Origin of the sequence: Nocardioides marmoribigeumensis, assembly GCF_031458325.1 — a bacterium.
Classification (GTDB): Bacteria; Actinomycetota; Actinomycetes; order Propionibacteriales; family Nocardioidaceae; genus Marmoricola_A; species Marmoricola_A marmoribigeumensis.
This window is the reverse complement of record NZ_JAVDYG010000001.1, coordinates 3,583,574-3,602,315: the sequence shown is the minus strand read 5'-3', so window position 1 is coordinate 3,602,315 and position 18,742 is coordinate 3,583,574. Positions and strand designations below refer to the sequence as shown.

Genomic DNA, 18,742 nt, shown 5'->3' with positions numbered 1-18,742 from the left:
GACCCGGCCGGCCCCGGCCGGCCGGCACGGCTGGCCCCGGCTGACCCGGTTGGTCAGCCCAGGGCGGCGCTGACGACCTCCTTGGCCTCGGCCTGCACCTCGGCGAGGTGGTCGGCGCCGCGGAACGACTCGGCGTAGATCTTGTAGACGTCCTCGGTCCCCGACGGGCGGGCGGCGAACCACGCGGACCCGGTGGTCACCTTGAGACCACCGATCGCTGCGCCGTTGCCGGGTGCCTCGGTGAGCTTGCCGGTGATCTCCTCCCCCGCCAGCGTCGTCGCGGTCACGTCGTCGGGCGACAGCGCCGCGAGCTTGGCCTTCTGCGCGCGGTCGGCGGGGGCGTCGATGCGGGCGTAGGCCGGGTCGCCGTGCCGCGCGACCAGGTCGGCGTAGTGCTCGCTCGGGCTCCGCCCGGTCGTCGCGAGGATCTCGGAGGCCAGCAGGGCAAGGAGGATCCCGTCCTTGTCGGTGGTCCACACCGTGCCGTCCTTGCGCAGGAAGGACGCGCCGGCCGACTCCTCGCCGCCGAAGCCGAACGACCCGTCGACCAGCCCGCCGACGAACCACTTGAACCCGACCGGCACCTCGACCAGCGGCTTGCCCAGCTCCTCGGCGACGCGGTCGATCATCGAGGACGAGACCAGCGTCTTGCCGATGCGAGCCGTGTCGGGCCAGTGGGGACGGGCCCCGCCGAACAGGTGCCGGATCGCGACCGCGAGGTAGTGGTTGGGGTTCATCAGCCCGGCGTCGGGGGTGACGATGCCGTGGCGGTCGGCGTCGGCGTCGTTGCCCGTCGCGAGCTGGAACCGGTCGCGCTTGTCGATCAGGGACGCCATCGCGTCGGGTGAGGAGCAGTCCATGCGGATCTTGCCGTCCCAGTCCAGCGTCATGAACCGCCACGTGGGATCGACCAGCGGGTTGACCACGGTCAGGTCGAGCCCGTGGCGCTCGGCGATCTCGCCCCAGTAGTGCACGCTCGCGCCCCCCAGCGGGTCGGCGCCGATCCTCAGCCCCGCCTCACGCACCGCGTCGAGGTCGAGCACCTGCGGCAGGTCGTCGACGTAGGTCCCGAGGAAGTCGTAGGACGACACGGCCGCGCGTGCGCGCGTGAACGGCACACGTCGTACGCCGTCGAGACCGGCCCTGACGTAGGCGTTGGCCGCCTGGGCGATCACCTTGGTCGCGTCGCTGTCCGCGGGGCCGCCGTGGGGCGGGTTGTACTTGAAGCCGCCGTCGGAGGGCGGGTTGTGCGACGGGGTCACGACGATCCCGTCGGCGAGGCCACCGCCCGTGGTGCGCCCCTGGTTGGCCCGCAGGATCGCGTGCGAGACGGCCGGGGTCGGCGTGTAGCCGTCGCGGGAGTCGACCAGGACGGTCACGTCGTTGGCCACGAGGACCTCGAGCGCGGTGGCCCACGCCGGCTCCGACAGGCCGTGGGTGTCGCGCCCGATGAACAGCGGGCCGTCGTACCCCTGCTCGCGGCGGTAGTCGCAGATCGCCTGGGTCGTGGCCGCGATGTGGGTCTCGTTGAACGAGGTCCGCAGGCTGCTCCCCCGGTGCCCGCTGGTGCCGAAGGCGACCTGCTGGTCGACGTCGTCGGGGTCGGGCTCCAGGGTGTAGTACGCCGTCACCAGGTGGGCGACGTCGACGAGGTCTTCCGGGAGGGCGGGCTGCCCCGCGCGGCTGTCGGTCATGGCCCCATCCTGCCCTGACGTCGCCGTTCGGCACCTGCGGCCGACCGGCAACGCCTCCTGTGATGCGGCGCCCGGCGCTGAGATTCTCCTCAACCTGTCGCTCTCGGTGACCGCCGAACTGCGCGCTCAACCCCGGCGCCCTCACCGAGGAGGCCGCGTCGTCCCGCAAGGTCGGTCCGTCCGACCCGTCTCCGCGGTTCATCGCGCCGTTCGAGTACGACCGGTCCGACCCCGACTCGTGGGCCGCCGGTGGACGCTACGTCTGGACCTGGGCCAAGGGCTGGTCGATCCGGTCCGGCTCGGACTGGACCAAGGCCTTCGACCTGGGCGCCGGCCACTCCGCCACGGCGATCGCGGTGGACAAGGGCATCGGCTACGTCGGCTGGTGCGGCCCCTGCAACAACTCGGGCTTCACCCGTGGCCTGGCCACCAACGCCGGTGACGGCAAGACCTGGAAGGCGATCACGCTCCCCGACGCGGTGCCCAACCGCTACATCGGTGGCGCGGCGGTCGACCCGACCGACCCCCAGCACGCCTACCTCGCGATGAACGGCTTCAGCCGCCGCTTCACCGAGGGACCGGGGGCCGGGATCGGTCACGTCTTCCAGACCACCGACGGCGGCACGACCTGGACCGACATCTCCGGCAACCTGCCGGACGTGCCGACGAGCTCGATCAAGCAGACCCGTGACGGCGCCCTGGTCCTGGGCACCGACCTCGGTGTGCTCTACCGCCCAGCGAGGTCGACGACCTGGAAGAAGCTCGGTGGCAACCTGCCGCTCACCGCGGCGATGGACGTCGAGCTGGCCGACGACGGCAACGTCTACGCGGCGACGCACGGTCGAGGCATCTCGAGCATCCCGCTCCCCTGACCGGTCCCTGTCGAGACCCGGAGCCCGGTCCCCCTCGGGGGCCGGGCTTCGGCGCGTCCGGCTGCTAGTCCGCCGAGTACGTCGTCCGGGCCTGGCGCAGCGCCGTCGCCGGGACGAACGTGACCCGCGAGTCCAGGGCGTCGACGGCGGAGCCCTGCGTGTTGAACGCCCACGGCGAGTGCAGCCGAAGGCTGACCGGCGTCCGTGCGTCGACCAGGGCCGTCGCCTCCAGGACCAGCACGCCTCCGGCCTGCGAGCCGTCGACCCGGCCCACCTCTGGCTGAGTGCTCGTGGTGAACCAGATGCTCAGGTCGGCGTGGCTGTCGGCCGGGGCCTCGAAGGTCACCCGCACCCGGTAGGTCGCCACGTACCAGCCGGCCGGCAGGCCGGGAAACGTCTTGACCACCCACGGCCCTTCGTCGTCGTCCCCTCCGACGCGGTAGACGATGACCGGAGTGCGCAGGCGGCTCGCCTCCCAGCCGTCGACGCGGTCGGCGTTGAGCCCGGCGACGCGCCGGCTGGAGGAGACCCGCAGGGGCGGTGCCCCCGGACGGTTGGCCAGGCGGAGTGCCGGGCCGGGCCCGTGGTTGACCAGAGAGGTCGTGGCACGGGCGTCGTTGCGAGCTCCGACCCGCAGCAGACCTCCGCTCGCGGCGGCGGAGAAGGAGAGGCTGGTGAGCAGGGCCGCGGACGCGGCGGTGAGGACCAGGGCTGTGGGCGTCCTCATGGGGTTCACCTCGAGTTGTCGGTACCTCTATCGTCCTCCTCCACGCCGTCCTCAGCACCGGGACGACGTGTGTCGTCCGACACCACGCCCGACCACCGCGGAAGCGGGTCAGCGGCTCCGCTGGACACGGGTCTCGTCCCAGACCGGCTCGGTCGACTCGTAGACCGAGCCGTCGGCGCCGTAGACCAGGAACCGGTCGAAGCCGCGGGCGAACCACCGGTCGTGGGTCACCGCGAGGACCGTCCCCTCGAACGCCGAGAGGCCGTCCTCGAGCGCCTCGGCCGACTCCACGTCGAGGTTGTCGGTGGGCTCGTCGAGCAGCAGCAGCGTCGCCCCGGAGAGCTCCAGGAGCAGGATCTGGAAGCGGGCTTGTTGTCCTCCTGACAAGGACTCGAAGCGCTGCTCGGAGGAGGCGGCCAGCTCGTAGCGGTCGAGAGCCCGGGCGGCCTGCTCCCGCGGCATGCCGGCGCGGTGGGCGTCGCCGCGGTGCAGGATCTCCAGCAGCGTCCGCCCGACGAGCTCGGGGTGGGCGTGGGTCTGCACGAACCAGCCGGGCCGCACGCGGGCGCCCAGGCGCGCGCGCCCGGTGTGGACGACGGGCTTGATCTCGGTCTCACCCACGGGCTGGTGCTCGACGTCCGGGTCGCTCCCGCCGGCGGCGAGCAGCCGCAGGAAGTGCGACTTGCCCGAGCCGTTGGAGCCCAGCACGGCCACGCGCTCGCCGTACCAGACCTCGAGGTCGAACGGCCTCATCAGCCCGGTCAGCTCCAGCTGCTCGCAGATCACCGCTCGCTTGCCGGTGCGCCCGCCCGTGAGGCGCATGGTGACCTGCTGCTCGCGAGGCTGGCCGGTCGGCGGTCCGGCCTCCTCGAACTTGCGCAGTCGCGTCTGCGCCGCCCTGTACTGCGAGGACATCCCGTCGTTGTACTCCGCCTTGATCTTGAGGCGGAGCACGAGGGCCTTGAGCTTGGCGTGCTCCTCGTCCCAGCGACGCCGCAGCTCCTCGAAGCGCTCGAAGCGCGCCTTCCGGGCGTCGTGGTACGACGCGAAGCCGCCCGGGTGGGTCCAGGTCGTGTTGCCCGCTGCCCCGAGCTCGACGGTGACCACCCTCGTCGCGACGTTGCTGAGCAGCTCGCGGTCGTGGCTGACGAACAGCACCGTCTTGGGCGACTCCTGGAGGCGTCGCTCGAGCCACTGCTTGCCGGGGACGTCGAGGAAGTTGTCCGGCTCGTCGAGCAGCAGGACCTCGTCGGGACCGGCGAGGAGGTACTCCAGCACGAGCCGCTTCTGCTCGCCACCGGAGAGGGTGCGCAGGTCGCGGTACTTCGCGCGCTCGTAGGACACCCCGAGCCCCTGGGTGCACACGACGTCCCAGGTGACCTCGAGGTCGTAGCCGCCGGCGTCGCCCCACTCCGCCAGCGCCGAGGCGTAGGACATCTGGGTGCGCTCGTCCTCGGTCTCCATCAGCGCCAGCTCGAGGCGCGCGACCTCGGCCGCGGCCGCTCGCGCGCGCTCGGGAGCGACGGACAGCAGCAGCTCGCCGACGGTCTCGTCCTCGCGGCCGACCATCTGGCGCATGACGCCGAGGCCGCCGGAGCGGGTCACGGCGCCCGCGTGCGGCACCAGGTCGCCGGTGACGATGCGCAGCAGCGTGGTCTTCCCCGCGCCGTTGGCGCCGACGAGGGCGACCTTGGCGCCCTCGCCGACGCGGAACGACACGTCGTCGAGCAGCACCCGGCCGTCGGGGAGCTCGAACCGCACTCCGGAGACGTCGACATGACCCATGAGCGTGATTCTCCCCGGCCGGGTGCTGCTGCGGCGACCCGATATCCGTCCGGGGTCAGCAGACGTGGTGCGACGCGGCGTCGTACCACACCCCGGCGATCTGGAACGGCAGCTCGCTGCCGGCCTCGAAGTTGTCCAGGCCCTTACCGTCGGCCAGGTTGGGGTTGGCCGAGTGGCCGCCGATGGTCATCTCGCCGGCCGCGTTGCTGCCGACGTAGATCTTCACGCCGACCGGCAGGCCCGCGGCCTTGAGGGCGGCGTACCCCGCCTTCGAGGCGCCGGCGCAGGGCGCCTCGTAGCCGAACCCGAAGCCGGCGATCTGCTCGGCGTTGATCGCCTCCCAGTTGGCGCTCACCGGCGCGTTGAGGCTCTGCATCGGGACGAAGCAGTCGTGCGCCGACGCGGCACCCGCGGCGAGCGCGAGGGCGGCCCCTGCGGTGGCGACGACGGTGGCGGTACGGCGGGTGGTGGTGGTGATGCGCATCGTGGTGTCCTCACGGTCAGGGCGGCCCGGGATGGACCGCCTCGGTGAGGAGGAGACAACCGGGCCCCGCGTCCCGGGCGCACCTGACACCCGTCCCGTCGTTGTCCCTGACCGAATCGGGACCGGCGTGGGCCGGGCCCCGGCAGGTCAGGCGTCGCCGACCGCCCGGCCGGCCTCGAGCCGGGCGACCGGGACCCGGAACGCCGAGCAGGAGACGTAGTCGAGCCCGACCTCCTCGAAGAAGTGGATCGAGTCGGGGTCTCCGCCGTGCTCGCCGCAGATGCCGAGGTGCAGGTCGGGTCGGGTGCGGCGCCCGCGCTCGACCGCCTCGCGGATCAGCGCTCCGACCCCGATGCGGTCGAGGGTCTCGAACGGGGAGACGCCGAAGATGCCGCGCTCGAGGTACTGGCTGAAGAACGCCGCCTCGACGTCGTCACGGGAGAAGCCCCAGGTCATCTGGGTGAGGTCGTTGGTGCCGAAGGAGAAGAACTCCGCCTGCTCGGCGATCTGGTCGGCGGTCACCGCGGCGCGCGGCAGCTCGATCATCGACCCCACCTTGTAAGGCACCGAGGTCCCGGTCTCCTGCTCGACCGTGCGCGCGACCGCGTCGACGTCGGACTTCATGTGCTCGAGCTCCTGGACGGTCGCCACGAGCGGGATCATGATCTCGGGCCGCGGGTCTCCCCCGGCCTTCACCCGGATGGCGGCCGCCTCCAGGATCGCGCGCGCCTGCATCCCGAACAACCCCGGGATGACGATGCCCAGGCGGACGCCGCGCAGCCCGAGCATCGGGTTCTCCTCGTGCATCCGCTTGACGGCGGTGAGCATCCGCACGTCGCGCTTGTTGGGCTTGCCGGCGGCCTCGGCCACCGCGACCTTCATCGACAGCTCGGTGAAGCCGGGGAGGAACTCGTGCAACGGAGGGTCGATCAGCCGGATCGTGACGGGGAGTCCGTCCATCGCCTCGAGGATCTCGACGAAGTCGGCACGCTGCAGCGGGAGGAAGGCGTCGAGGGCCTTGGCCTGCCCCTTGGCGTCGGAGGCCAGGATGAGGTGCTCGACGAGCTCGCGGCGGTCACCGAGGAACATGTGCTCGGTGCGGCACAGACCGATGCCCTCCGCGCCGAAGCGTCGCGCCCGCATCGCGTCCGCCGGGGTGTCGGCGTTGGCGCGCACCCCGAGACGACGGGCCTGGTCGGCGTGGTCCATCAGCCGAGCGACCGCGCCCACCAGGTCGTCCTCGTCCGCGAGCTCGGACTCGCCCTCGAACCACCGCACGACCAGCGAGTCCTTGACCGGCACCTCTCCGCGGAACACCTCACCCGTCGTGCCGTCGATGGAGATGACCTCGCCCTCGTGGACCTCCACGCCGTCCGAGGTGCGGAAGCGACCACCTCGCACGTCGACGTCGAGGTCGTCCGCCCCGCAGACGCAGGTGCGCCCCATGCCCCGCGCCACGACCGCCGCGTGCGAGGTCTTGCCGCCCCGCGAGGTCAGGATGCCGGTCGCGGCGACCATGCCCGAGAGGTCGTCGGGGTTGGTCTCGCGCCGAACGAGGATGACCTTGTCGCCCTCCTCGGCCCACTCGACGGCCGTGGCCGAGTCGAAGGCCGCGCGCCCGACCGCGGCCCCGGGCGAGGCGTTCATGCCCTTGGTCAGCAGCTCGCGCTCGGCGCTGGGGTCGAACTGCGGGAACATCAGCTGCGCCAGCTGGGCCCCGGTCACCCGCTGCAGCGCCTCGTCGAGGTCGATCAGGCCCTGGTCGACCAGCTGCACCGCGATCCGGAAGGCGGCGCCCGGGGTGCGCTTGCCCACCCGCGTCTGCAGCATCCACAGCTTGCCGTGCTCGACGGTGAACTCGATGTCGCACAGGTCCTTGTAGTGCTCCTCGAGCCGCTGCATGATCCGCAGCAGCTCGTCGTACGACGCCTTGTCGATCTGCTCGAGGTCCGCCAGCGGCACGGTGTTGCGGATGCCGGCGACGACGTCCTCGCCCTGGGCGTTCTGCAGGTAGTCGCCGTAGATGCCCTGCGCCCCGGACGCCGGGTCGCGGGTGAAGGCCACCCCCGTGCCGGAGTCGTCGCCGAGGTTGCCGAAGACCATCGAGCAGACGTTGACCGCGGTGCCGAGGCCGTGCGGGATGCGCTCCTGGCGGCGGTAGATCGCGGCGCGATCGGTGTTCCACGAGTCGAAGACGGCGGCGATCGCGAGGTCGAGCTGCGCGCGCGGGTCCTGCGGGAAGCCGATGTCGCTGTGCTCGGCGATGACGTACTTGAAGGTGCCGACCAGCTCCTCGAGGTCCTCGGCGGAGAGGTCGACGTCGTGCTCGACGCTGCGGGTCACCTTGAGCTCGTCCAGGGCGTGCTCGAAGAGGTCGGCGTCGACCCCGAGGACGGTCCTGCCGAACATCTGCAGCAGGCGGCGGTAGGAGTCCCAGGCCGAGCGCGGGTTGTCGCTCTGCCGTGCCAGCCCCTGCACCGACTCGTCGTTGAGCCCGACGTTGAGGACGGTCTCCATCATCCCGGGCATCGAGAACTTCGCGCCCGAGCGCACCGAGACCAGCAGCGGGTCCTCGGCGTCCCCGAGCCGCTTGCCCATCGCCTCCTCCAGGGAGGCCAGGTGCTCCGAGACCTCCTCGGCGAGACCCTCCGGCATCGAGCCGGCCTCGCCCCCACGCGCCGACTCCAGGTAGGCGCGGCAGGCCTCGGTGGTGATCGTGAACCCCGGTGGCACCGGCAGCCCGAGCTTGGTCATCTCGGCGAGGTTGGCCCCCTTGCCCCCCAGCAGGTCCTTCTGGTCCTTGCCGCCCTCGGTGAAGTCGAAGACGTACCTCGTCGCCCGCGTCGTCGTCATGACCTCATCCTGCCCCCACCCGGCCGCCCTCAGGTGCGAGGGCGCACCTCCAGCACGCGGAACCCCTTGGCGGAGCCCAGCCGCGCCACGTCCCACCCCTGCTCCTCGATCCACCGGTGCAGCGAGTCGGCGCCCAGGTTGCGTCCCACGACGAGCACCGCACGGCCGTCCGGCGCCAGCCGCGGGAGCCAGGTCAGCAGCAGCTCGTGCAGCGCCTGCTTGCCGATGCGGATCGGCGGGTTGGACCAGATCTCGGAGAACCGCACCTCGGGCGGCACCTCCTCGGGGCCCACGGCGTGCACCGCGAGCCCGGCCGCCGCCGCGTTCTCCCGCGTGAGCAGGAGCGCCCGCTCGTTGACGTCGACCGCCCACACCTCCGCCCCGGGGCGTACGGCGGCCAGCGCGAGCGCCACGACGCCGTACCCGCAGCCGAGGTCGAGGAACGGCCCGTCGGCGGCCTGCGGCTCGGCCTCGCGGAACAGCACCGCGGTGCCGGCGTCGACCCGGCCCTGGGCGAAGACCCCGGACCCCGAGTCCAGGGCCAGGTCGTGGCCCCACACGCGGGCGTGCACGGGCTTGCGGGTGAACGGCACCGAGGGGTCGGCGGTGAAGTAGTGCTCGTCGCTCACGGCTGCACGGCCTCCGTCTCTGCCAGGGTGCGGACCCGTCGGCTCTGCTCGACCCTCGCGGCGAGCCCCTCGTCGGCCGGGTAGGCGACCTCCTCCAGGCACAGCCCGTGCGGCGGCACGACGAGCACCGCCGGGTCGCGCTGCCGTCCGGCCAGGACCTCAGCGGCCCACGACGGGTCACGGCGTCCCTCGCCCACGGCCAGCAGGCAGCCGGTGAGGGCGCGGACCATCGAGTGGCAGAACGCGTCCGCGCGGACGGTGAGGTCGAGGCCGGAGCCGCCCTCCCGTCGTACACGCTCGACGCGGAGGTCCAGGAGCCGGCGCACCGTCGTCGCGCCCTCCCGGCGCTTGCAGAACGCCGCGAAGTCGTGCTCCCCCAGCAAGCCCGCGGCGGCCTCCTGCATGGCCGACTCGTCCAGGGGGCGGGGCCAGACCAGGACGTGCCCGCGCGTGAGGGGGTCCGGCACGCCGGGGGCGTCGCTCAGCCGGTAGACGTAGCGCCGCCACAGCGCGGAGAACCGGGCGTCGAAGCCCTCGGGGGCCACCGAGACCCGGCGCACGCGCACGTCGCACGCGAGCACGCCGTTGAGGCGGCGGGCGAGCGCGTCGACCGGGGCGTCGCCGGAGCGACCGACCGTCGCGGCCAGCGACTCCTCCGCCACGTCGGCGTGCACCACCTGGCCCCGGGCGTGCACGCCGGTGTCGGTGCGACCGGCGCACGTGACCGTGAGGTCCGGCTCCCGCAGGACGGTGCGCAGGGCGTCCTGGAGGTCGCCCTGGACGGTGCGGAGGCCGGGCTGGGCGGCCCAGCCGTGGAAGCCGCCGCCGTCGTAGGAGAGATCCAGACGCACACGCACCGCGCCATCCTCCCAGCCGCCGCCGGCGCCGAGCCGGTCGGTAGGTTCACCTGGTGACGCGATCCCGCCGGCACCCGGTCCTCCGCGGTGCCCAGCTGCTGCTCGGTTGTGTCGTCCTCGGCGTGGGCGTGACCCTCGCCCTCGTCCCACGGCTGGGGTCCGACGGCTACTCGACGCTGGTCAACGGGCTCTCGATCGGGCTGGACGTGTCGTTCCTGTGGATGAGCGTCGTGGTGGGCCTGGCGTTCGTCGGCCTGGGCTGGGTGCGCGGCGTGCGCCCCGGCATCGGCACGATCACCCAGGTCGCCGTCGTCAGCCTGGTGGTCAACCTCGGGCTCGAGGTGGTGGACCAGCCCGACGCGCTGTGGGCGCGCCTGGTCCTGCTCGTCGCGGCGTTCCCGGTGCTCGCGGCCGGCATCGCGCTCTACCTCGGCGTCGGGCTCGGCGCCGGTCCCGTCGAGGCGGCGGCGCTGGGCTTCGACCCGCCGGTGCCGTTCGCGGTCTCCTACAACACCGCCCAGCTGCTGGGCGCCCTGGTCGGGTGGTGGCAGGGCGCGGCGGTCGGGCTCGGCACGATCGTCGTGATCGTCCTGCTCGGTCCGGCCGTGGCCCTCGCGGCCCGCCTGCTGCGCCAGGACCTCCACCAGCCGGGCACCCGGGCCGCCGAGGCAGCCGAGGCCGCATCGGCCTGAGGCCGCCGCCGCCCGACGCAGACGTACGACGGCCCGTCACCCTCCCAAGGTGACGGGCCGTCGCGCTCTGGCTGGTCGGCAGCGAGCCGATCAGGCCTTGTCGGTCTCCTCGTCGGCGGCCGGGGCCTCGACGGCCTCGTCCTCGACCTCGGTGCCGGCCGGGGCGGGAGCGAGCTCCTCGCTCTCGGTGGGCACCTGCTCGGCCACCGCCGACTCGTCGTCGACGACGTCGACCTCGGCCGGCTCCGACGACGCCGCGGCGTCGGTCTCCTCGACCACGACCGGCTCGTCCGCAGGAGCCGGCGCCGGGGCGGCGGCGGTCGCGGTGGTCGGGGTGGTCGCGGAACCGGAGGCCGGACGCGAGCCCTGCTTCGGCGCGTAGGGCTCGGTGACGAGCTCGATCACGGCCATCGGGGCGTTGTCGCCCTTGCGGGGGCCGATCTTGGTGATGCGGGTGTAGCCACCGGGACGGTCGGCGAAGCGCGGGGCGATCTCGGTGAAGAGCTCGTGCACGACGCCCTTGTCACGGATGGTGCGCAGCACCAGGCGACGGTTGTGCAGGTCGCCCTTCTTGGCCTTGGTGATCAGCCGCTCCGCGTGCGGGCGCAGCGCGCGCGCCTTGGCCTCGGTCGTGGTGATCCGGCCGTGCTCGAACAGCGCGGTCGCCAGGTTGCTGAGGATCAGCTTCTGGTGGGCCGGGCTGCCGCCCAGACGGGCGCCCTTCTTGGGGGTGGGCATGGTGTTCCTCGTTCCTCCCGAGCCGGACTAGGTACTCGGGTCATGGCGAGGGACGGAGTCCCTCGGCGTGGTTCACCGCAAAGCGGTGATCTGCTCTTCAGTTGGACCGGCTGCGGAGTGACCACGGCCGGGGGCAGTCGGGGGCGGAGCCCCCGACCGTGCGGTAGCGCGGCGGCGAAGCCGACGCGCTCGCGCCATCAGCTCAGTACTGCTCGTCCTCGACGAACGACGCGTCGTCGTCGTCGTAGTTGGCCAGGGCCAGCGACGGGTCGAAGCCCGGGGCGCTGTCCTTGAGCGCGAGACCCATCTCGTGGAGCTTGAGCTTGACCTCGTCGATCGACTTCGCACCGAAGTTGCGGATGTCGAGCAGGTCCTGCTCGGAGCGGGAGATGAGCTCACCCACGGTGTGGATGCCCTCGCGCTTGAGGCAGTTGTAGGAGCGGACGGTGAGGTTGAGCTCCTCGACCGGCAGCGCCAGGTCGGCCGCGAGCTGCTCGTCGACCGGCGAGGGGCCGATGTCGATGCCCTCGGCCTCGACGTTGAGCTCGCGGGCCAGCCCGAACAGCTCGACCAGGGTCTTGCCGGCCGAGGCGAGGGCGTCGCGGGGACGCATCGACTTCTTGGTCTCGACGTCGATGACGAGCTTGTCGAAGTCGGTGCGCTGACCGACACGGGTGGCCTCGACCTTGTAGGTCACCTTGAGCACGGGGCTGTAGATCGAGTCGACCGGCATGCGGCCGATCTCGTTGTCCATGCCCTTGTTGAGGGTGGCGCTGACGTAGCCGCGGCCACGCTCGACGACCAGCTCCATCTCGAGGCGGCCGCTCTCGTTGAGGGTGGCGACCAAGAGGTCGGGGGTGTGGATCTCGACGCCCGCCGGGGCCTCGATGTCCGAGGCGGTGACGGGGCCGGGGCCCTGCTTGCGCAGGTACATCGAGACCGGCTCGTCGTGCTCGGAGGAGACGACGAGGCCCTTGAGGTTGAGGATGATCTCGGTGACGTCCTCGGTGACGCCCTCGAGGGTGGAGAACTCGTGCTGGACGCCGTCGATCTTGATGCTGGTGACGGAGGCACCGGGGATCGAGGACAGCAGCGTGCGACGCAGCGAGTTGCCGAGCGTGTAGCCGAAGCCGGGCTCGAGGGGCTCGATGGCGAAGCGCGAGCGGAACTCGTCGACGACCTCTTCGGAGAGTGCAGGGCGCTGGGAGATCAGCACTGGTGTGTTCCTTCCCGAGACCGACCGCTATTTGAGGGTCTCGAACGGAAACGGCGGAGCCGTTTCGGTTGACTCCCGGGGACGAAGTCCCCGGGTGGGGGTGTGGTCTTTTCCGTTGTGGACTTGGAGAAGTCCTCCCGGACGGCGGCCGCGGTGGTGACCACCGCCCGGGGGCATTCCGGGGCGGAGCCCCTGAACGTCTTACTTCTTGGAGTAGTACTCGACGATGAGCTGCTCCTGGACGGGCAGCTCGATCTGGGCGCGCACCGGGACCTGGTGGATGAGCACACGCATGCGGTCGGGCAGGACGTCCATCCAGCCGGGGACCAGGCGCTCGCCGAAGGTCTCGCGGGCGACGATGAACGGCGTCATCTCCAGCGACTTCTCGCGCACGTCGATGACGTCGTACTGCGTCACCTGGAACGACGGGATGTTGACCTTCTTGCCGTTGACCAGGAAGTGGCCGTGGCTGACCAGCTGGCGCGCGTGGCGACGCGTCCGGGCGAAGCCGGCGCGGTAGACCACGTTGTCCAGGCGGCACTCGAGGAGCTGCAGCAGGTTGTCACCGGTCTTGCCGGGACGACGCGAAGCCTCGTGGTAGTAGCGGCGGAACTGCTTCTCCAGCACGCCGTAGGTGAAGCGGGCCTTCTGCTTCTCGCGGAGCTGGAGCAGGTACTCCGACTCCTTGATGCGACCGCGGCCGTGCTGGCCGGGCGGGAAGGGGCGGCGCTCGAACGCCTGGTCGCCACCGACGAGGTCAACACCCAGTCGACGCGACTTCTTGGTCATGGGGCCGGTGTAACGGGCCATGTCAGATGTCTCTCTTTCTCAGTCGGTCGGGTGTCAGACGCGGCGGCGCTTGGGCGGGCGGCAGCCGTTGTGGGGCGTGGGCGTGACGTCCTGGATCGTGCCGACCTCGAGGCCGATCGCACCCAGGGAACGGATCGCGGTCTCGCGGCCCGAGCCCGGGCCCTTGACGAAGACGTCGATCTTCTTCATGCCGTGCTCCATCGCGCGACGTCCAGCGGCCTCGGCGGCCATCTGCGCGGCGAACGGGGTGGACTTGCGGGAGCCCTTGAAGCCGACGGTGCCGGCGGACGCCCACGAGATCACCGCACCGGTCGGGTCGGTGATCGTGACGATGGTGTTGTTGAACGTGCTCTTGATGTGGGCTTCGCCCTGCGCGACGTTCTTCTTCTCCTTGCGGCGGACCTTGGTCTTGGCCGCGGCCTGACGACTCTTGGGAGGCATGCGGTTGGTACTCCTGTAGTTCTAGGAAGCTGGTGGTGAGGGGCTCAGCGCCGGACTCCGCCGAAGCGGGTCAGCGGGCCTTCTTCTTGCCGGCGACGGTGCGCTTGGGACCCTTGCGGGTGCGCGCGTTGGTCTTGGTGCGCTGACCGCGGACCGGGAGGTTCATCCGGTGCCGGCGGCCCTGGTAGCTGCCGATCTCGATCTTGCGGCGGATGTCAGCCTGGACCTCGCGACGGAGGTCACCCTCGATCTTGAAGTTGGCTTCGATCTCGTCGCGGAGCTTCACCAGCTCCTCGTCGCCCAGCTCGTGCACGCGGAGGTCGGGGCTGACCCCGGTGACCTCCAGGACCTGCTGGGCGCGGGTACGGCCGATGCCGTAGATGTAGGTGAGTGCGACCTCGATGCGCTTGTCGCGCGGGAGGTCGACACCAACGAGGCGTGCCATGCGTTGGCCTTCCTTGAGGGCTCTGCCCTCTGGTTCTCCGGAGGTTTCGTGTCGTGTCGCGTCCCGTTGCCCCTGGCACCGGGCGCCGGCCTCCGGGCCGGCGGTGACCTCGTCCGTCAGGGACGAGGAGCGATCACGTACTTGTTGGTGTGTTCAGTTGTGTGCTGCGGGCTCGCGGGTGGTCGAGCCGGTCGAGACTCAGCCCTGCCGCTGCTTGTGGCGGGGGTTCTCGCAGATCACCATGACGCGGCCGTGGCGACGGATCACCTTGCACTTGTCACAGATCGGCTTGACGCTCGGGTTGACCTTCATCAGAGGCCCTTTCGGGTCGTGTTCGGCTGGTTACTTGTACCGGTAGACGATGCGGCCGCGAGTCAGGTCGTACGGCGAGAGCTCCACGACGACCCGGTCCTGCGGGAGGATGCGGATGTAGTGCTGCCGCATCTTGCCGCTGATGTGCGCGAGCACCTTGTGCCCGTTGCTCAGCTCGACTCGGAACATCGCGTTGGGGAGGGCTTCCACGATGGTGCCCTCCATCTCGATGACGCCTTCCTTCTTCGGCATGTCCTCCGCAATCTGTTGGATGGTGTCTTCCGGGTGGCCCGCGAACCGCCCCCGCGTGGCTGCGCGGGGTGGACCTCGTGACTTGTCGTGCACCTCGACCCCGGTCATCAGGCGTCCTCAGGAGCGAGGAGACCGGGGCAGCCGCGAGGCAGCACAAAACGGAGCCACGTTGGGCCGACGTAGGAGTCTACGCAAGAACACCTGCGAACCGTTAATCGGGCCCCCTCGCTAGGGTGGCCGACGTGACCCGCTCCCCCTCCCCCGGCCTCAGGCGCGTCGCGACGGGCCTGGCGGTGGCCGGAGGCGGGGTGACCGCACTGGGTGGCGGCCTCTGGGGCCTGCTGGTGGCCGAGGCCAAGCTGGCCCGCCGCCAGATCGGCAACGCGGAGGACGACCCGCCCGCCCCGTCGGGGTGGTACGGCCACGGCCGCCCCGGCCCTGCGATCAAGATCGCCCTGCTGGGTGACTCCTCCGCCGCCGGCTACGGCGTCGAGACGGTCGAGGAGACGCCCGGCGCCTACCTCGCCTCGGGCGTCGCGGAGGCCGCGGACCGTCGGGTCTACCTGTCGTCGGTGGCCAAGGTCGGGGCCCAGTCCAAGGACCTCGCCGGGCAGATCGACCGGGTCCTGCCGATGGAGCCCCACGTCGCGATCATCTTCATCGGCGGCAACGACGTGACCCACGCGGTCCCGGTGAAGACCTCCCAGCGCCTCCTCCGGGCGGCGGTGACCCGGCTCAAGTCCCACGGGGTCAAGGTCGTGGTCGGCACGTGCCCCGACCTCGGCGCGATCGAGCCGCTGCAGCCGCCGCTGCGCCAGATCGCCCGCGTGTGGTCGCGCCAGCTGGCCCAGGCCCAGGCGACCGTGGTCGTCCAGGCCGACGCACGAGCCGTCGCCCTCGGGTCGATCCTCGGGGAGGAGTTCACCTCGCTGTCCCACCTGCTCTTCGGCCCCGACCGGTTCCACCCCTCCGCCGCCGGCTACGCCCGGATGAGTGCCGCCGTACTCCCGACGGTGCTGGCCGCGCTCGACCTCGTGCCGGAGGACGAGACCCCGGAGTGGGACCGCGGCGAGGCCGTCCTGCCCATCGACATCGCCGTGCTCGAGGCCGCCCGCCACCCCGGCGCCTCCGTGGAGCCGGTCACCGACGAGACCGGCCGCCGGGGCCCGGGCCGGTTCGCCACCCTGCGCCGCCGCCGCCACCAGCCCGAGACCGACGTACACGCACCCGAGGACACCGAGGACGGCGTGGAGCCCCACGCGGAATCACTAGGTACCTAGTGAAACGGGCACTTCCCGAGCGAAACTTCGCTCGGGGAGCGACAACATCACTAGGTACCTAGTGAAACTGAACCGAGACGCAACGGAGCCCCGGCCACCTGGCCGGGGCTCCGTCTGGTCCTGAGGGGTCCTGAGCGGTCCTGGGGTCTGGGTCAGTCCTGGCCGCGGAGGATCGCGAGGATCTTGAGCAGCTGGATGTAGATCCAGATGATCGTGACCGTCAGCCCGAAGGCCGCGCGCCACGACTCGCGCTCGGGGAGCCCGGCAGCGATGCCGCGCTCGACGAAGTCGAAGTCGAGGATCAGCATGATCACGCCGATGCCGAGGCCCAGGATGCTGAACAGCAGGCCCGCCGGGCCGAAGCCGAGGAGGCCGAGGTCGGCGTGGAAGATGCCCAGCACGAAGTCGAGCAGCGCGACGCCGACGAACCCGAACATCGCGGCGACGGCCCACTTGCGGAAGCGGGAGCCGACCTGGATGTCGAAGAACTTGTACGCCGCGAGCGTGCCGCCGACCGCGCCGAAGGTGCCCACGACCGCGCCGATCACCAGACCACCGCTGCCGTTCGGGCCCGAGAACTGGGTCTCGATCGCCTTGGAGAAGCCACCGACGAACAGGCCCTCGAAGGCCGCGTAGGCGATCACCAGCGCGGGGCTGACCACACGCTTGAAGGAGTTGACCAGCGACAGCGCGAAGCCGCCGAGGGCGCCGAGCATCGCGATCGAGCCCAGGGTGCGGGCGGCGTCGATGCTGTCGATCGGCGGGGTGAGGACCCAGGTGGCCGCCGCCACGACCACGACGACGGCCAAGGTGATGCCGGTCTTCTGGACCACGCTGTCGATCGTCATCGGGCGGGTCTCGGAGTAGCCGCCGCCCTGCCACTGACCGGCCTCGGCAGGGGCGCCGTAGGCCGGGTAGCTCATGCCGTTGCCGGCGTAGGTGGTCTGGCCGCGTCCGTTGAACCCCTCGGACCGGTTGAAGACCGGGTTGCTGCTCTGCATGTCACATCCTCGAGGTGAATGACGAGCGCCCTAGGTGGGCGCTCCGTGAGCTGGGTCCATCGTAGGAATCCAACCTGAGGTCGGGCTGAGACACCCCGCAGAAAGGGCACCGGCGCGTCGCCGCCTACCCTGGCCGCGTGCTCGGCACCGGTCCGTGCCCCTGCGGGGGCCTCCACCAGTCGTACGACGCGTGCTGCGGCCCGCTCCTGCGTGGTGAGCGGCAGGCCACCACGGCCGAGGAGCTGATGCGCTCGCGCTACACGGCGTACGTCGTCGGGGACCTCGACCACGTGTGGCGCACGTGGCACCCGCGGACGCGACCGGCCGTGGTGGAGCCGGCCCCGGGGGTCCTCTGGCGCGGGCTGACCGTCCTGCGCACCGAGGCAGGCGGGCCCGACGACGACACCGGCGTCGTGGAGTTCCGCGCCGACCACGACGGTGGGTCGATGCACGAGGTCAGCGAGTTCGCGCGGCGGGCCGGGCGCTGGTTCTACGTGGCGGGGACCTGATCTCGACAGGCCGGCTCGCCGGTCAGGGCGGGGACGTGGGCGGGGAAGACGCCCCCCTCGACCGCGGCGACCGCCGCCTCGACGCGCGCCGAGGGGCCCGCGACCAGCAGGTGCTCGACGTTGCGCAGGCGCCGGGCCTGCCCCACGCGCTCACCGGCGGCGTTGAACACGCCGATCTGCGCACCGACGTAGCGCCGGGCGTCGAAGCCGAGCAGCGCGACCCGCTCGTGGCCGGCGTCCTGCAGCCAGCCCTGCAGGTCGTGCGGCGAGACCCAGGACTCGTCGTTGCAGCTGACCACGACGACCTCGGCCCGCACCCGGGCGACGAGGTCGGCCAGCGCGGCCGGCATCGCGCGCTTGATGTTGAACACGCTCTTGCGCTCGAGGTCGCGGCTGTCCACGCGCTTGCACGCCACGCCGTAGTGGTCGGGCTCGTCGCCGCGCACGAGCGTCTCCCACACGTGGTAGTTGGTCTCGTAGCGGTGCTGGTTGTACGGCGGGTCGAGGTAGGCCAGGTCGACCGGCCCCACGAGGTCGACCGCGTCCGCGGCCTCGCCACGCAGGGTCGTGCCCGGGCCCGGCAGCAGGTCGGGCCGCACCAGACGCAGGTCGCGGTAGCTGCGCGGCGACCACGACTTGAGGTAGGCCATCTGGACGCCCGTCGTGGAGTCGACCCGGTCGGCGGCGACGAGCAGGCTGGTCATCAACACCGCCCGCAACGGGTGGTCGGCGAAGTCGGTCTCGAGGGCGTGCCGGACGGCGTCGATGCGGGCCCCGTTGTGGGGCTGGAAGTAGCGCGAGGCGTGGCAGAACGTCTCGGTGACGTAGCCCGGCCGCCCGGGCAGCGCGTCGAGGTGGGCCAGCGCCTCGTCGAGGGCGTCGAGGTCGACGGTGGCGGCGTCGGTCGCGACGAAGCAGTCGGAGAGCACCGCGCTGTAGGCCGCACGGTCGTTGGCGGTCACCTCGACCCCGCGCCGCTTGAACTCCTGGGCCACGCGCGTGGTGCCGGTGAACAGGTCGAGGGCGGTGCGCGCCCCGACCGCCGCGGCGATCTCCCCCAGCACCGGCACCAGCGTGCGCTTGGAGCCGAGGTACTTGATCACGGCCACAGGCTAGCCAGGCCCGGCCGCCCTGCCCGCCCGACG

At 71.6% G+C, this 18,742-nt stretch carries 20 protein-coding genes; 4 read left to right on the top strand and 16 right to left on the bottom strand.

Going from position 1 to position 18,742, the window contains the following annotated elements:
* Positions 1-53: 53 nt before the first annotated feature.
* On the bottom strand, positions 54-1,694 hold the full coding sequence (pgm, locus tag J2S63_RS17125) for a phosphoglucomutase (alpha-D-glucose-1,6-bisphosphate-dependent) (RefSeq protein WP_310304733.1): 1,641 nt from the start codon (positions 1,692-1,694) through the stop codon (positions 54-56).
* A gap of 356 nt (positions 1,695-2,050) precedes the next feature.
* Here pgm and J2S63_RS17120 point away from each other — a divergent pair, with 356 nt between their 5' ends.
* Complete coding sequence (locus J2S63_RS17120) at positions 2,051-2,566, top strand: hypothetical protein (protein WP_310304732.1); 516 nt, start codon at positions 2,051-2,053, stop codon at positions 2,564-2,566.
* 64 nt (positions 2,567-2,630) lie between these two features.
* Here J2S63_RS17120 and J2S63_RS17115 read toward each other — a convergent pair whose 3' ends face one another.
* The 6 genes from J2S63_RS17115 to truA form a co-directional block, all read right to left on the bottom strand.
* The gene (locus tag J2S63_RS17115) at positions 2,631-3,293 is read right to left on the bottom strand and encodes a hypothetical protein (RefSeq protein WP_310304730.1); all 663 of its coding nucleotides are present in this window, start codon (positions 3,291-3,293) and stop codon (positions 2,631-2,633) included.
* Between the two features lie 108 nt (positions 3,294-3,401).
* Positions 3,402-5,078 carry an ABC-F family ATP-binding cassette domain-containing protein gene (locus tag J2S63_RS17110; RefSeq protein ID WP_310304728.1) on the bottom strand — a complete coding sequence of 559 codons (1,677 nt, stop codon included), beginning with the start codon at positions 5,076-5,078 and terminating at the stop codon, positions 3,402-3,404.
* Between the two features lie 55 nt (positions 5,079-5,133).
* Positions 5,134-5,562: a hypothetical protein gene (locus tag J2S63_RS17105; RefSeq protein WP_310304726.1), complete on the bottom strand. Its 429-nt coding sequence runs from the start codon at positions 5,560-5,562 to the stop codon at positions 5,134-5,136.
* A gap of 147 nt (positions 5,563-5,709) precedes the next feature.
* Positions 5,710-8,415, bottom strand: coding sequence for a pyruvate, phosphate dikinase (ppdK, locus tag J2S63_RS17100; protein ID WP_310304724.1), 2,706 nt, complete (start codon positions 8,413-8,415; stop codon positions 5,710-5,712).
* A gap of 29 nt (positions 8,416-8,444) precedes the next feature.
* On the bottom strand, positions 8,445-9,044 hold the full coding sequence (locus J2S63_RS17095; protein ID WP_310304722.1) for a class I SAM-dependent methyltransferase: 600 nt from the start codon (positions 9,042-9,044) through the stop codon (positions 8,445-8,447).
* Entirely contained in the window at positions 9,041-9,901 is an 861-nt protein-coding gene (truA, locus tag J2S63_RS17090) for a tRNA pseudouridine(38-40) synthase TruA (RefSeq protein ID WP_310304720.1), read from the bottom strand. The genes J2S63_RS17095 and truA overlap by 4 nt, the downstream gene beginning before the upstream one ends.
* 53 nt (positions 9,902-9,954) lie before the next feature.
* On the opposite strand from truA, the gene J2S63_RS17085 reads away from it, so the two are divergent.
* A complete protein-coding gene (locus J2S63_RS17085; RefSeq protein WP_310304718.1) occupies positions 9,955-10,593 on the top strand; it encodes a YczE/YyaS/YitT family protein in 639 nt (212 codons plus the stop codon).
* A 90-nt stretch (positions 10,594-10,683) separates the two neighbouring features.
* Here J2S63_RS17085 and rplQ read toward each other — a convergent pair whose 3' ends face one another.
* The 7 genes from rplQ to infA all read right to left on the bottom strand — a co-directional run bounded on the left by rplQ (position 10,684) and on the right by infA (position 14,807).
* On the bottom strand, positions 10,684-11,331 hold the full coding sequence (rplQ, locus tag J2S63_RS17080; RefSeq protein ID WP_310304716.1) for a 50S ribosomal protein L17: 648 nt from the start codon (positions 11,329-11,331) through the stop codon (positions 10,684-10,686).
* A 202-nt stretch (positions 11,332-11,533) separates the two neighbouring features.
* Complete coding sequence (locus J2S63_RS17075; RefSeq protein ID WP_310304714.1) at positions 11,534-12,547, bottom strand: DNA-directed RNA polymerase subunit alpha; 1,014 nt, start codon at positions 12,545-12,547, stop codon at positions 11,534-11,536.
* A gap of 201 nt (positions 12,548-12,748) precedes the next feature.
* Positions 12,749-13,357, bottom strand: coding sequence for a 30S ribosomal protein S4 (gene rpsD / locus J2S63_RS17070; protein ID WP_310304712.1), 609 nt, complete (start codon positions 13,355-13,357; stop codon positions 12,749-12,751).
* Positions 13,358-13,390: 33 nt separating this feature from the next.
* On the bottom strand, positions 13,391-13,798 hold the full coding sequence (gene rpsK, locus J2S63_RS17065) for a 30S ribosomal protein S11 (RefSeq protein WP_091125760.1): 408 nt from the start codon (positions 13,796-13,798) through the stop codon (positions 13,391-13,393).
* A gap of 70 nt (positions 13,799-13,868) precedes the next feature.
* Complete coding sequence (rpsM, locus tag J2S63_RS17060) at positions 13,869-14,243, bottom strand: 30S ribosomal protein S13 (protein WP_310304710.1); 375 nt, start codon at positions 14,241-14,243, stop codon at positions 13,869-13,871.
* Positions 14,244-14,441: 198 nt separating this feature from the next.
* The gene (rpmJ, locus tag J2S63_RS17055; protein WP_004008316.1) at positions 14,442-14,555 is read right to left on the bottom strand and encodes a 50S ribosomal protein L36; all 114 of its coding nucleotides are present in this window, start codon (positions 14,553-14,555) and stop codon (positions 14,442-14,444) included.
* A gap of 30 nt (positions 14,556-14,585) precedes the next feature.
* On the bottom strand, positions 14,586-14,807 hold the full coding sequence (gene infA / locus J2S63_RS17050; RefSeq protein WP_166084121.1) for a translation initiation factor IF-1: 222 nt from the start codon (positions 14,805-14,807) through the stop codon (positions 14,586-14,588).
* Between the two features lie 242 nt (positions 14,808-15,049).
* Here infA and J2S63_RS17045 point away from each other — a divergent pair, with 242 nt between their 5' ends.
* Complete coding sequence (locus tag J2S63_RS17045; protein ID WP_310304708.1) at positions 15,050-16,087, top strand: SGNH/GDSL hydrolase family protein; 1,038 nt, start codon at positions 15,050-15,052, stop codon at positions 16,085-16,087.
* A gap of 152 nt (positions 16,088-16,239) precedes the next feature.
* Here J2S63_RS17045 and J2S63_RS17040 read toward each other — a convergent pair whose 3' ends face one another.
* Positions 16,240-17,088 carry a Bax inhibitor-1/YccA family protein gene (locus J2S63_RS17040; protein WP_310304706.1) on the bottom strand — a complete coding sequence of 283 codons (849 nt, stop codon included), beginning with the start codon at positions 17,086-17,088 and terminating at the stop codon, positions 16,240-16,242.
* A 137-nt stretch (positions 17,089-17,225) separates the two neighbouring features.
* Here J2S63_RS17040 and J2S63_RS17035 point away from each other — a divergent pair, with 137 nt between their 5' ends.
* On the top strand, positions 17,226-17,597 hold the full coding sequence (locus tag J2S63_RS17035; protein WP_310304704.1) for a YchJ family protein: 372 nt from the start codon (positions 17,226-17,228) through the stop codon (positions 17,595-17,597).
* Here the strand turns inward: J2S63_RS17035 and J2S63_RS17030 are convergent.
* On the bottom strand, positions 17,579-18,700 hold the full coding sequence (locus J2S63_RS17030) for a DNA adenine methylase (RefSeq protein WP_310304701.1): 1,122 nt from the start codon (positions 18,698-18,700) through the stop codon (positions 17,579-17,581). The two genes, J2S63_RS17035 and J2S63_RS17030, sit on opposite strands and share 19 nt — an antisense overlap.
* Positions 18,701-18,742: the final 42 nt, after the last annotated feature.

Coding starts and splice junctions, on each gene's coding strand:
- pgm (WP_310304733.1), bottom strand. CDS start 1,694: ATGACCGACAGCCGCGCGGGGCAGCCCGCCCTCCCGGAAGACCTCGTC.
- J2S63_RS17115 (WP_310304730.1), bottom strand. CDS start 3,293: ATGAGGACGCCCACAGCCCTGGTCCTCACCGCCGCGTCCGCGGCCCTG.
- J2S63_RS17110 (WP_310304728.1), bottom strand. CDS start 5,078: ATGGGTCATGTCGACGTCTCCGGAGTGCGGTTCGAGCTCCCCGACGGC.
- J2S63_RS17105 (WP_310304726.1), bottom strand. CDS start 5,562: ATGCGCATCACCACCACCACCCGCCGTACCGCCACCGTCGTCGCCACC.
- ppdK (WP_310304724.1), bottom strand. CDS start 8,415: ATGACGACGACGCGGGCGACGAGGTACGTCTTCGACTTCACCGAGGGC.
- rplQ (WP_310304716.1), bottom strand. CDS start 11,331: ATGCCCACCCCCAAGAAGGGCGCCCGTCTGGGCGGCAGCCCGGCCCAC.
- rpsD (WP_310304712.1), bottom strand. CDS start 13,357: ATGGCCCGTTACACCGGCCCCATGACCAAGAAGTCGCGTCGACTGGGT.
- rpsK (WP_091125760.1), bottom strand. CDS start 13,798: ATGCCTCCCAAGAGTCGTCAGGCCGCGGCCAAGACCAAGGTCCGCCGC.
- rpsM (WP_310304710.1), bottom strand. CDS start 14,243: ATGGCACGCCTCGTTGGTGTCGACCTCCCGCGCGACAAGCGCATCGAG.
- rpmJ (WP_004008316.1), bottom strand. CDS start 14,555: ATGAAGGTCAACCCGAGCGTCAAGCCGATCTGTGACAAGTGCAAGGTG.
- infA (WP_166084121.1), bottom strand. CDS start 14,807: ATGCCGAAGAAGGAAGGCGTCATCGAGATGGAGGGCACCATCGTGGAA.
- J2S63_RS17040 (WP_310304706.1), bottom strand. CDS start 17,088: ATGCAGAGCAGCAACCCGGTCTTCAACCGGTCCGAGGGGTTCAACGGA.